This window comes from Bacteroides sp. M10, assembly GCF_014334015.1.
Taxonomy (GTDB): domain Bacteria; phylum Bacteroidota; class Bacteroidia; order Bacteroidales; family Bacteroidaceae; genus Bacteroides; species Bacteroides intestinigallinarum.
This window is the reverse complement of record NZ_CP060488.1, coordinates 5,217,509-5,230,394: the sequence shown is the minus strand read 5'-3', so window position 1 is coordinate 5,230,394 and position 12,886 is coordinate 5,217,509. Positions and strand designations below refer to the sequence as shown.

Here is a 12,886-nt window from a genome sequence, read left to right as displayed (position 1 = left end):
TTATTCCCGGACAGGGTTAAAGATTACAGAAGAAAGAAACGAAAACGGGAACGCTGATGTCAATCAGAATGCCGTGCAGGATGGCGATGGGAATCATTTCTTTTCCTGAATATCTGGTGATGGAAGGCAGCAGTACATCCATCGAGTTGACTCCTGCTGCTGAAATAGGAGCGAGTTTCCCGAAGTACTTCTTGATGATCGGAGTACCAAGAAGTGCCATCATCTCACGGAAAATATTAGTCAGTAGGGCAATGGTTCCCAGTTCCGTAGCCAGTTGCAGTCCGATGGAGGGTTCTTTGAACTGGGTGATAAGGATGGAAGAGAGTGAATAGTAGGCAAATCCACTTCCCACTGCCATACAGTCGAACACGCTCCATTGACGCAATAGCAAACTTGCCAGGGCGGAGAATAACAGCGTACCGATAATTGTTCCCAATGGAATCAGCAACATTTTAGGGTGCAAATGTGAAACAATGGCTTTCAGGTTCTTATTGGAACCGATGCTGATTCCTACTTGTAGCATTAATGCATAAAGTATGTACATGGAAACTGTGTGTGTATCGAACTCGAACTTATTGAAAGCTCCCATGATACAGCCTACACAAAAGAATACTATAACGATCAGACTTCCTTTCATTGTTCGCCTCCTTTCCTGAAAAATAATTGTAGTACCAAACGGGCAGCAATCAGGCTTCCCAATACACCGGACACAGCAAGAACAATGGCTTGCCATCCGAACTTACCAAGATTGTTCACAATCAGGCTATTAGAACCGATAGATACACCGAGAATAAAGAGCAACAGGAATATTGTAAGAGAAATTGTCTTTTCTGTCTTCTGCAGAATACTCCAGTTACGCAATACATAGCCGATGCCGATTCCTAAAAACATGGTAGATATAATAGAGAACATAATTGTATATATTTTGGGTTAGGTTAAACTGATGATTGACAACATACAAAAGAATTTTCAAAGAAGATGTTACATCTGCTTGAAAATCAGAAAGGAATACTGCTGTGACTAACAAAACAAGTCAGCAGGTAATTCCTGTAAAGAAATAGTTGGGAAATTTAGATGAATCCACTGAACCAATGCACATGCACGCAACAGGACTTACAGAAAATTGGTATTCCTGCAAGAAAAAGAGTAGCGTTATGTAATTGTAATGTTTGATTCATCATTGGTCTTTTTTGAATTTGGTGCAAAGATAGTTATTTATTGCATATTTTCAAAATAAATATGCAATAAATGAAGAGAAAGGAATATCCGGAACGAGATAGATGGTTGTAAAAAGTTGGTTATGTGCTCTTTCCCTTATAAATTATTCCAGTTCGCAAGAATCTCTTTTAACTTTTGGGGCCTGTATCCGAGCATTGTCCGGGCTTTATCAATACTCATCCCACTGAAGCGGGGACGGGGAGTGCTTTCATTCATTTCTTCTGTGGTGGCAGGATGGATAAGAGAACGGTCGAGTTTCATACAATCTGCTACCTGATAGGCAATCTCTGCAATGGTTATACATTCGTCGCCACAGATGTGGAAGATGCCATTCGTCGTATGTTCTATTAAACGTTGTACTCCATCCGAAACATCTCCAACATAGGTTGGTGTCCGCCATTGATCGGATACGACACGTATTTCTTGTCCGGCTTTCAAACGGTTCATTACCAGCTGCACAATATTACCGTGTTGTCCCGGCAGTGCCTTGCCATAAACGATTTCTACACGGACAATGGCATAACTGCTGCAAGTTTCTGCCACTCTCTCTTCTCCTTTCCATTTGGTATATCCGTAGTAGTTGACCGGAGCGGGGAGATCTTCTTCTGTATATAACAGCCCGGCAGCTTCGTTTATCTTTCCATCAAAAACAAAGTCCGTGGATAAATGAATGAACCGGCTTTTGTATTCTTCGCATAAATCGGCTAGTTGGCCCACTGCGGTAACATTGGTAAGATAGGCTTCTTCGTGATGCGTTTCGCAATAGTCCGGCACGGACAGGGCGGAGCAATTAATGACTACATCGGGTTGAACCTCTTCGAAGAGATGCTTAACGTCCGCTTCATTCCGGATATCTGTTTCGATGAAACGATAATCCTCCGCGTTATTGGGAAGAATATCCGGATGCAGGGAGCAGCCCGTCACCTTGTATTGTTTACAAGCAGACAAATCGTTTAAAATCTGGCGTCCGGTGAATCCGTTGGCACCGATAATTAATATCTTCTTCATTAGGTTCTATATATAGATGTTATAGATTATTTCTACAAAAATAAAAAATAATATCAACTACGCAAATAGATTTCGTACTTCCCTTCTTACTTTGCTCCCGATAACGAGATTTATATGAATTGATAAAAGAAAAAATGTATGGAAAAAGTAATTATGGGAACACGTTTACCCGCTAAACTTTGGTTGGATGAAGTAGAGGACTCTTGTATGTCGCAGATCATGGATTTGACTTCACTGCCTTTTGCATTTAAACATATTGCCATCATGCCTGATGCGCATGCAGGAAAAGGAATGCCTATTGGCGGTGTGTTGGCTACCAATGGCGTGATTGTTCCCAATGCTGTGGGAGTGGATATCGGTTGTGGTATGTGTGCGATTAAGACAAATCTAAAAGCGGAAGATTTTAGTTATACGGATTTGACTTCCATTATGTCGAAGATTCGTGCAGTTGTTCCTTTGGGATTCGATCATCAGAATAAAAAGCAGGATCAGGAATTGCTTCCGCAAGGATTCGACTTTGAAGAGATGCCTGTTTTGAAGAATCAGTACGAGGCTTGTTTGAAGCAGATAGGAACCTTGGGAGGAGGAAATCACTTTATAGAGATTCAGAAAGATACAGAGACATCTGACGTTTGGGTGATGATTCACTCCGGAAGCCGTAACATTGGTTTGAAGGTTGCCAATCACTATAATAAGATTGCACAGTATTGGAATGAGAAATGGTATTCTGCAATGGTACCGGGACTGGCTTACCTGCCAATGGAGACACAGATGGCAAAGGATTATTTCCGTGAAATGAATTATTGTGTGGCTTTTGCCTTTGCCAACCGTCAGTTGATGATGAACCGTATCTGTGAATCTATTCAGGCGGTGAAACCTGAAACGGACTTTGAGCCTATGATTAATATTGCCCATAACTATGCCGCTTGGGAGAATCACTTCGATCAGGATGTGATTGTACACCGAAAAGGTGCTACGCGTGCCTATGAGGGTGAGATTGGTATTATCCCCGGATCTATGGGTACTAAATCCTATATTGTTGAGGGACTGGGTAACCCGGAGAGTTTCAAAAGCTGTTCGCATGGTGCAGGTCGATTAATGGGAAGAAAGGATGCCTGTCGCCGTTTGTCACTGGATGAAGAGAAAGAGAGAATGGATCAGCAAGGTATCATTCACGGACTTCGTTCGCAGAACGAACTGGATGAAGCACCGGGAGCTTATAAAGATATTGCACAAGTGATAGCGAATGAGCGGGACTTGGTGAAACCGTTGGTGGAGCTGGCTCCAATGGCGGTGATTAAGGGATAATGTCATGCCATGTTAAAGGAGTATCTAGCGTATGGACATAAAAAAAGGAGCAACGCCTTGCTCCAACCTTTGTTAACCTTAAATCTAATACTATGAAAAACACATTGCAAAGATACGGACTATTGCGAAATTAGCAAATATTCCAAGAAAAAAAGTATGTTTCATAACATAGATTAAGAATTTGATGTTCCAATTCAAATTTTATTAAGACTTTTTGATTGCTTTATCTTCCTCTAATCCCTTTGACATATACTTTCAATTAGGTATCCTGAAATCATTCGGAGAACAACCTGTGATTTTCTTAAATAATCGGCTGAAATACTGTGGATTCTGAAAACCCAGCTCTTGCGTTATCTGATTGATTGTTTTATCAGTATTCACCAACCAATCTTTGGCAATCTCGAAGCGTTTGAACTCGATATACTCTTTAAATGATTTCCCCGTTTCATACTTCAGTAAGTCGTTGAAATATTCAGGAGACAAATGAAGCAGGTTCGCACAATACTTATGTGAAAGTATATCGACAGTCGGTACCTGTTTCGTTTCAAAATGGTTATTTATGATTTTATCGAATTGTTTGATAATCGTTTTATTCGCTTCATTACGTGTAATGAATTGGCGTTCGTAGAAACGGATACAGTAATCCAGCAATAGTTCTATATACTTGGAAACTATCTTCTTGCTATGTCGGTCAATGCAACGTTCGAGTTCCTGGTTTATTTTATCCATAAACTCCAGAATGATTTGCTTCTCGCGCAAAGATATATGTAATGCTTCTTCAGGCAGATAAGAGAAGAAAGTATAGTTATGTATATTAAGTCCGAGCGGAGTGCCACAAATCAGATCGGGATGAAAAGCCAATATCCATCCTTTGGAAGGAAAATTCTTACTGTTTTCCTTCATATTGATAGACTCTCCGGGACTAAGGAAGAGCAAAGTACCATCCGAAAAATCATAATACTGGTGACCATACATATACGCTTCACATTTACACTCACTCAATAGAATCGTATAAAAGTCGAACTTGATGCCCGTATGAGCTGACAAGTCAGCCTTTGAGAGATCGATGACACTTACCAGCGGGTGTAGTGTCTTACTCCCCAGGCAACAATTGCATTGATGCACGGTTCCTATTTTGAGTACTTTATCTCCCATGATGTTGAGACTCCTGTATCTAAAATACGTCTAGTTTTTTTGTTTATATTCGTTCGGGGTGCAGCCGACATGCTTTTTAAATAACCGACTGAAGTGCTGTGGATATTGAAATCCCAGTTCATAAGCTACCTGGCTGACAGTTTGAACACCTTCCAGTATTCTTTCTTTGGCCAGTTCGATAATCCGGCACTGGATATATTCCTGTGCAGTTTTTCCGGTTTCCTTCTTTATCAGGTCCCCGAAATAATTAGGAGAGAGGCATGCCTTGTCTGCAAAGTATTTCACGGATGGCAGTCCTTCGGTCATTGCCACCTGATTTTGGAAATATTCGTCCAGTAATTGCTCGAATTTAACGACTATATCTTTATTCGTCTGATTGCGTGTAATGAACTGCCGCTCGTAGAAACGCATACAGTAATCCAGTAGCAGTTCGATATTTCGCACGATAAGTTGCTTGCTATGCTTGTCGATAGTATGCTCCAGTTCGAGCCGGATTTTATGTATGCAATCGGTTACGATTTCTCTTTCCTGATCTGAAAGATGCAATGCTTCATTTACCTCGTAAGAGAAAAAAGTATAGTTTTTGATATTCTGTCCTAATGAAGTTCCACGGATTAAATCGGGGTGGAATAAAACGCCAATCGACTTGGTACGGGGAGCCGTTCGGTTACGGTTGTCTATTCCGCTCACTTGTCCCGGTGCCATACAGACAACCGTTCCTTCCTGATAATCGTAATTCTTACGTCCGTATGTGAGATCCCCGCATTTGGCATCTTTCAGGAACAGACAATAGAATCCGATGTTCATACGGATATACTCAACCGACTTGGTAGCTTTTGAGAAGTCGATTACATTAACTAAAGGGTGCAATGTCTCCAGTCCAAACAACTGGTCATACTGATCGACGGTTTCAATTTTTGTTATTTCATCCATATGCTTTGTTATTAATCTGATACAAAGATAAAACATTTGGAGGTATCTTTTTTATTTCATACCTCAAATCAGTAATAAGGGTACAAGAATCAGTAATCTGTATACTACATAAACTTGCGGGCGGAAAAATAAATGGCAATGATTGCTGGAAGTAAGTCATGGAATTGATATATTTGCTCCGGAGAATATAAAAAAACAGGTTTTATGAAAGCATTATTCATTGGAGGAACGGGTACTATCAGTACAGATGTAGTTGCATTGGCGCAACAGAGAGGGTGGGAGATTACTCTCCTTAACCGCGGCTCAAAAAAAATGCCGGAAGGAATTCACAGTATCATTGCGGATATTAATGATGAAGAAGCTGTGGCAAAAGCCATCGCACTTGAACATTACGATGTGGTTGCGCAATTCATCGGTTATACGGCAGAAGACGTAAAGCGTGATATCCGCCTGTTTCAGAACAAAACTCGGCAATACATCTTTATCAGCAGTGCCTCTGCCTATCAAAAGCCATTGACCGATTATCGCATTACCGAAAGCACCCCTCTGGTCAATCCCTACTGGCAGTATTCCAGAAACAAGATAGAAGCGGAAGAGGTATTGATGTCAGCCTACCGGACAAGTGGTTTTCCGGTGACCATCGTTCGTCCCAGCCATACCTATAACGGAACCAAACCTCCCGTAGCCGTACATGGAGATAAGGGAAACTGGCAGATTCTCAAACGGATTCTTGACGGCAAACCTGTCATTATTCCCGGTGATGGCTCCTCTTTGTGGACACTGACTCACTCCAAAGATTTTGCCAAAGGCTATGTCGGACTGATGGCGAATCCACATGCCATTGGGAACGCTTTTCATATCACTACCGATGAAAGTATGACCTGGAATCAGATTTACCAGACAATCGCCGATGCGTTAGGAAAACCTCTGAATGCATTGCACGTAGCATCCGATTTCCTTGCCAAACATAGCGATCATTATGATTTCAGGGGTGAACTCTTAGGAGATAAAGCAGCTACGGTTGTTTTCGATAATTCGAAGATAAAGCGGCTCGTCCCGGATTTTATATGTCATATCTCCATGGCGGAGGGATTGCGGCAAGCTGTACATTATATGCTTTCCCATCCGGAAACTCAAACACCCGATCCGGAATTTGATTCGTGGTGTGACCGTATAGCCAATGCAATCAGTGCGGCAGACAAAGCCTTCTGATTTTCCTGATTTTAATAAGTACCTGCCACTAATTAATTGCTATTTTTTAGGCACGGATTACACGGATTAACGCGGTTATTTTTCAGCAATGATAACCCTAAAGACCGTGACATATGTGTAATCCGTGCCTAATTATTATTTAATAAGGAACATTTCTTCCTTGCTGCACCTCAATTCGTATTCCGAAATTACCATTGGCAGATTTCAGTTCAAACGCTCCCCGGAAATTATTCCTTTCCCAAGGCATAGCACTACGGTTAGGCACCCGCCAGCCATCCTTGTTGTAATCTCCGTAAGTATTGATTCTCATTCCGTTTTTCAGTTTGAAAGATCCCATCTGCATAAACTGTGGAGAAGAAGACAATCCCCAACCATATCCGTATCCAAAACCGGCAAACCCGGAGTAAGAAGACGAAGAAAAAGAGTCGGTGAATCCTTGAGAATAGGTAATATCCGTGTTTAAACGAAAGAGCTGATTATAATCTTTCGTCATATTAGGCATATCTAAATTAAATTTGGGAAGTTCGGGAGTTGCTACGTTCATTAACCCCATATCCAGTAGAAAACCACCAAACTCTTTGATATTGGTAGATGGAGCACGACGAATACTATCGGAAGGAATTTCCGACTGTGCGGATGCAAAACCGACCGATAATATCAGCGAAAGAAATAGAATCAGTTTTTTCATCTTCGTAAAGGTTGATTTACCACAAAGATAGATAATTTCCACCTGACTATCCGCTTCCGTTATGTTTTCTTAGAAAAAAACTTATCTTTTCAATTTAATCACCGGATAAACGACAGGAGCCGTCTCCCATTTCCTTTTCATCGGGTTGTATGAACGTTCCATACCTCCATGGAGTTCGATATAATCGTTGAACTTGATTTCAAGAATCATGCCATAACCGCTTTGCGGATAGATAGGAGTGAGATACCCCTGCGAAGCATTTCGTTCGCCATTCACAGAATATTCGCCGAAAGCCCGTATACGCAGAAAATTATTAATCCGGTAAGCGGCCGAACCGCTAAAACCAAAATCATTTCTGGCACCATGTTGGAAAGAAGGCATTGTATACTTGGCACTGAACAGCCCACCTGAAAGCTCCCATCGTTCATTAGGGGCATACGTATAAATGGCACCTACCTGAATATGCGTCCCCATGGTAGGATACGTATTATGCAAACTATACGTACTTAAATAGCTGTTAGCATTGATCCCGAAAATATCCGACCGATTATAGTCGCGGCTGAAAGGATCGAAAGAAGTACCCAGTCTGGGAGTAGGCCAGGGAGTATCTATAAATTCGGGAGGAGATATATGAAGCGTCATGCTATCCGTTTGAATGGTTGGCTTCCTGTCGTTCGGCGTTATATTCATATCGGGTAAGATGAAGCCCTCCTTATCCATATTTAATGGCTGCTTTTGCTCCGGTGGCAGAAGAACCGCACGGCCGATGCTATCCTTTTTCACTTCCACCTGTTGCGCAAATGCGGTACAGGTACAAAGTAAAAACATAAATCCTGTGAATTGTCTTTTATTCATGGCACTTTGCGGTGTTAAAGAGTTTAGTTGACAATCAGTTTATAACCGATTCCCCGTACATTGACAATACGTATCTGTTCATCTTGCGAGAGTTTATGCCGCAATTTGGTAATGAACACATGCAAGCTTCGGGAATTGAAAAAACTGTCGTCTCCCCAAAGTTCGAGCAAGACATCCTGCGTGTTGACCACCTGATTCCGGTTCTCGCAAAGCCGTTTCAAGATTTCCGATTCACGATGAGAGAGTTCCTGTCTCGTTCCTGCGTGTAATAAAGTTTGTGCAACAGGATCAAACAGATAACTTCCTATCTCAAAATGATTGGCAACCTTATTCTCAGTGAAGAGAAAAGCCTTTCCCATCAGTGCTTTGATTCGGATAATCAACTCTTGTATACCGAAAGGTTTTTTCAGGTAATCGTTCGCTCCGAGTTCAAACCCCTCCACCACATCATTGATGGCCGAACGGGCAGTCAGGAATAAGACAGGAGTCTGTTTATCCGTCTGGCGGATGCGACGTACCATTTCAAAGCCATCCATTTTCGGCATCATCACATCGGCTACAAGTACATCCGGATGAAGTTCGAAGAAAAGGCTTAGCCCTTCCTCGCCGTCATTCGCCGTATGAATGATAAAATCATTTTCTTCAAGTGTATCCTTGATAATCATGGCGAGCGTCTGTTCGTCTTCTACCAGTAATACGGTAATTTTGTTTTTACTCATGATTTTATGGGTTTATAAAGTAATGGTAAAAGTGCTTCCTTTGTCCGGTTCACTTTTTACGGTGATAGTTCCTCCATGTTTTTCGACCATACTCTTGACATAGAACAGTCCTAGTCCGTAACCTTTTATATTATGAAGATTACCCGTCGGGACCCGGTAGAATTTATCAAATATGTGCTTTTGTTTATCAAGTGGAATCCCGATTCCCCGGTCGGTAACGCTGACGGTTACTGTCCCCCCAGTCTGTCGGCAGGAAATAGACAATTCGGCTTCCTCTTTCGAGTATTTCACTGCATTATCTATCAGGTTACTGATGATGTTGCTGAAATGCGTACGGTCGCCTACAATGACAAGCGTTTCCGGTTGAATATCCAATTCGATATGTACAGGCTTGTCCGCTTTTAGCTGGTGCTGCTCCATGAGCGGAGTAATCAACTCCTTCAGGTTGATTTCCTCCGGATGCAAACGAAACGTTTTGCGACGCTCCATTCCCATGGATAAAATCTGTTCCACCAGCCCGCTAAGCCTTTGCAACTGCTCCTGACTGATGCGTAGATACTGGTCGCGCTTGCTTTTCTCTTCCGCCTGGTTAAAGTTCAGTAATGCGTCATTAGCCGCATAGGCTACGGCAATGGGAGTCTTTAATTCGTGCGTGATATTATTGGTAAAATCACTTTTCATTTCATCCAGCGTTTTCTGTTTCAGAAGCGTCCGGATAAGGAACCAGAAAGAGAATCCGAGAATCAGAAGAATTACAAATGAAGTGACCAGAATACCTGTCATCTGCTTTAACACCAATGAATTGATCGGCTCGAACACCAGTTGGTAGCGTTGGCTGTGATGCATATTAAATTCATAGTCATAGCGGATTGCCTTGGGACTGGGAATATAACTGCTATCTCCCGCAATACCTAATGTATCGGTATATACAATGGAAGAATCGGCACTGATTCCGGTATAAATCAAAAGAGTGTGATGAGGAATAGAGAGATTATGCTCTTTCATCACATGGGTGAGCAAACTGTCATATCGCTGCAGGTTGACATCTATATAAGTGTCCACACCCGAATGAATACCCTGCTGAATACTCATTAACAGCTCCTTTAGCGAATCTTGCTTTTTCAATAACACATCCAGCCCGTTCTCGCTACTTGCAACAGGTGTAGAATCTTCCGGAGCGTTACCAACGGCCTTTACCGTATCCGTAGTAGTTTCTGTCCGGGAGTGTATCGTATCCTGACGGCTACTATCCGTATAAGAAATCGTTTGTTTAGTCACTAATGAATTGCCGTCCGCATCATATCCGGCTGATACCGTCAGCGAACCGTGTTCCACATTATCTTTTTGCAAATCATTTACCCGGAGCACGACCTCGTTAAAGTCACTCGTCCGCATCGCATCTCTGATATTGCTCTCCATTTCCATCTTCATAGACCGGTAAAGCCCTGTCAACCAATAAGCTTGATAAACAAAGATTCCGATTAACGAGCAGATAACCAGTATGACAATATGTTTTAGTGGTAATTTCATACTGACAAAGATAATAGGAAACTATTCTTATTCTTCTCTTTGATAAGACTAAATAACACTAGATAAGCCAGTGATAACGCAAATTTCCATTTTTTCTACCGTATTTTGTCGTATTCCAAAAATAAAGACGAAATGAAACGGATTAATTTACTATTTATGTCTCTTCTATGTGTGTGGATATCCGCTACAGCACAAGTCGGACAACAGTCACAGGAACCTGTCGACAGTATCAAGAATATAGGTTATATGGATAGTTTGTTTCAGGAACTGCCCGAAGTGATGATTATAGGTGAACGCCCTATCGTGAAAGCCGAACAAGGCAAACTCGTGTATGACGTGCCGAGACTGGTGGGCAACCTGCCTGTGGATAATGCCTATGATGTTGTGAAAAATCTTCCGGGTATAGTAAATATGAATAATAGTCTGATGTTGGGAGGACAGGAAGTTACCGTTGTCATCAACGGAAAAGTGACCACACTGTCTGCCGAACAATTGGATGCTTTATTAAAATCGATTCCTGTCAGCCGGATTGAAAAGGCGGAAGTGATGTATTCCGCTCCGGCACGCTATCAGGTACGCGGACCGATGATTAACCTGATATTAGCACCCGGCACAGGACAAGCATCTTCCCTTCAAGGAGAACTCTATACAGCTTTTAACCAACATCACTACGAATCTTTGGCAGAACGTGGAAGTCTTCTGTACTCCGGACGTAAATTCTCTGCAGATTTTCTTTACTCTTACTCTTATGATCGCGACCGAAGGATAACGGAGAAAGAAGCACTTCACACGTTAGCCGATGGTTCGGTACATCAGATGGATATGGATGAAATAATGACTTCCCGTACCAACAGTCATCAGATACGCCTCGGAATGGATTACTCCCTCGCAAAAGATCATCTGTTAAGCCTGGTCTACACAACAGCTTTTACCGATTCCAAACATTATTCCATAGCTACCGGTGCGCAAAATTCTGTTACCGACTCGCAGGGAGACAGCCAGCTCCATAATGCAAAGTTAGATTATCAAACCCCTTTCGGGCTGAAAGCCGGAGTGGCATTTACATCCTATCATTCTCCCGGCAGCCAATTATTATATAGCACGATGGGAACAGAGACAATGAATTTCTTGAGCCGGGATAAACAGCAAATCAATCAATGGCGTTTTTATGCCGGGCAAGAACATACCTTAGGTAAAGGCTGGGGATTGAATTATGGTATAACCTATACGACCGCTTTAGACCATAGCTATCAAAGATATTATGACCCGGAAACAGATAACCTGTTACCGGATAATAACATGAACTCCCGCCGTCGCGAACAAACCCTGAATGTGTATGCCGGACTAAGCAAAAGCTTCGGTGAAAAACTCTCGGCCGATGTTTCTCTGGCAGCAGAGCAATATCATACAAATATCTGGAATGAATGGAGCCTGTACCCGGTAGCCAATCTAACTTATATGCCCGCTGCCGGACATGTCCTGCAATTCTCATTGAGTAGTGACAAGGAATATCCCGAATACTGGAGCGTACAGAATGCAATCTCTTACATGGGAGCATACTCTGAAATTCAAGGAAATCCCTATCTCAAACCTGCCACGAACTATGAAACCAGCCTTAATTATATACTAAAAGGCAAGTATGTTTTTTCCGCCTTTTATAGCTATACCAAAAACAAGCAAATGCAAACCCTCTACCAATCACCGGAACGCTTAGTAGAGATTTACAAATTCTTCAACTTTGATTTTTCATCACAAGCCGGATTGGTAATGACAGTTCCCTTTAAGGTGAAAAAATGGCTCGACTCCCATTTCACCGCCATCGGTTTTCGTTATCGCCAGAAAGATAGTGACTTCTGGGATATCCCGTTTGACCGTAAACTATATACATTCGTCTTGACGATGGACAACACATTTACCCTTTCCACCAAACCCGACTTAAAATTCACCCTGACCGGATTCTATCAAAATAGAGCTATACAGGGAATTTTCGATCTTCCTCGTTCGGGAAATCTGGATGCAGCGCTTCGTTACACCTTTGCAAAAGGAAAAGCACAATTGACGCTGAAGTGTGACGACCTGTTCAATACCTCCACCATTTCGACACAAGTCCGTTACGGATTGCAGAATGTGAAAAACCACTATATGCGCACTACCCGTACATTCGGTATTTCGTTTAACTATAAATTCGGAGGATACAAAGAGAAGAAGAGGGAAGAAGTCGATACCTCCCGCTTTAAATAAGCGGGAAATAACTCATGGT

General features: G+C 42.1%; 12 protein-coding genes. 3 read left to right on the top strand and 9 right to left on the bottom strand.

The window, feature by feature from the left end:
* Positions 1-16 precede the first annotated feature (16 nt).
* The 3 genes from H8796_RS19205 to H8796_RS19195 form a co-directional block, all read right to left on the bottom strand.
* Positions 17-637 carry a lysine exporter LysO family protein gene (locus H8796_RS19205; RefSeq protein ID WP_004295766.1) on the bottom strand — a complete coding sequence of 207 codons (621 nt, stop codon included), beginning with the start codon at positions 635-637 and terminating at the stop codon, positions 17-19.
* Complete coding sequence (locus tag H8796_RS19200) at positions 634-912, bottom strand: LysO family transporter (protein ID WP_004303461.1); 279 nt, start codon at positions 910-912, stop codon at positions 634-636. Before H8796_RS19200 ends, H8796_RS19205 begins: the two co-directional genes overlap by 4 nt.
* 402 nt (positions 913-1,314) lie before the next feature.
* Positions 1,315-2,226: an SDR family oxidoreductase gene (locus tag H8796_RS19195; RefSeq protein WP_008998428.1), complete on the bottom strand. Its 912-nt coding sequence runs from the start codon at positions 2,224-2,226 to the stop codon at positions 1,315-1,317.
* 138 nt (positions 2,227-2,364) lie between these two features.
* Here H8796_RS19195 and H8796_RS19190 point away from each other — a divergent pair, with 138 nt between their 5' ends.
* Entirely contained in the window at positions 2,365-3,534 is a 1,170-nt protein-coding gene (locus H8796_RS19190) for an RtcB family protein (protein WP_008998427.1), read from the top strand.
* A gap of 255 nt (positions 3,535-3,789) precedes the next feature.
* On the opposite strand, the gene H8796_RS19185 is transcribed toward H8796_RS19190, so the two are convergent.
* Together H8796_RS19185 and H8796_RS19180 are read right to left on the bottom strand one after the other, a co-directional pair.
* Complete coding sequence (locus H8796_RS19185; RefSeq protein ID WP_004295774.1) at positions 3,790-4,689, bottom strand: AraC family transcriptional regulator; 900 nt, start codon at positions 4,687-4,689, stop codon at positions 3,790-3,792.
* Between the two features lie 30 nt (positions 4,690-4,719).
* Complete coding sequence (locus H8796_RS19180) at positions 4,720-5,622, bottom strand: AraC family transcriptional regulator (protein ID WP_117935707.1); 903 nt, start codon at positions 5,620-5,622, stop codon at positions 4,720-4,722.
* Positions 5,623-5,826: 204 nt separating this feature from the next.
* Here H8796_RS19180 and H8796_RS19175 point away from each other — a divergent pair, with 204 nt between their 5' ends.
* Positions 5,827-6,834: an SDR family oxidoreductase gene (locus H8796_RS19175; protein ID WP_117935611.1), complete on the top strand. Its 1,008-nt coding sequence runs from the start codon at positions 5,827-5,829 to the stop codon at positions 6,832-6,834.
* A 139-nt stretch (positions 6,835-6,973) separates the two neighbouring features.
* On the opposite strand, the gene H8796_RS19170 is transcribed toward H8796_RS19175, so the two are convergent.
* The 4 genes from H8796_RS19170 to H8796_RS19155 all read right to left on the bottom strand — a co-directional run bounded on the left by H8796_RS19170 (position 6,974) and on the right by H8796_RS19155 (position 10,626).
* Complete coding sequence (locus tag H8796_RS19170; protein ID WP_004295778.1) at positions 6,974-7,522, bottom strand: hypothetical protein; 549 nt, start codon at positions 7,520-7,522, stop codon at positions 6,974-6,976.
* An 81-nt stretch (positions 7,523-7,603) separates the two neighbouring features.
* On the bottom strand, positions 7,604-8,377 hold the full coding sequence (locus H8796_RS19165; protein ID WP_004325802.1) for a hypothetical protein: 774 nt from the start codon (positions 8,375-8,377) through the stop codon (positions 7,604-7,606).
* A 23-nt stretch (positions 8,378-8,400) separates the two neighbouring features.
* Positions 8,401-9,096 (bottom strand): response regulator transcription factor, encoded by a 696-nt coding sequence (locus tag H8796_RS19160; protein ID WP_004295780.1) that lies wholly within the window; start codon positions 9,094-9,096, stop codon positions 8,401-8,403.
* A gap of 12 nt (positions 9,097-9,108) precedes the next feature.
* Positions 9,109-10,626 (bottom strand): sensor histidine kinase KdpD, encoded by a 1,518-nt coding sequence (locus H8796_RS19155; RefSeq protein ID WP_187343861.1) that lies wholly within the window; start codon positions 10,624-10,626, stop codon positions 9,109-9,111.
* Positions 10,627-10,758: 132 nt separating this feature from the next.
* On the opposite strand from H8796_RS19155, the gene H8796_RS19150 reads away from it, so the two are divergent.
* Positions 10,759-12,867: an outer membrane beta-barrel family protein gene (locus H8796_RS19150; protein ID WP_117935703.1), complete on the top strand. Its 2,109-nt coding sequence runs from the start codon at positions 10,759-10,761 to the stop codon at positions 12,865-12,867.
* Positions 12,868-12,886: the final 19 nt, after the last annotated feature.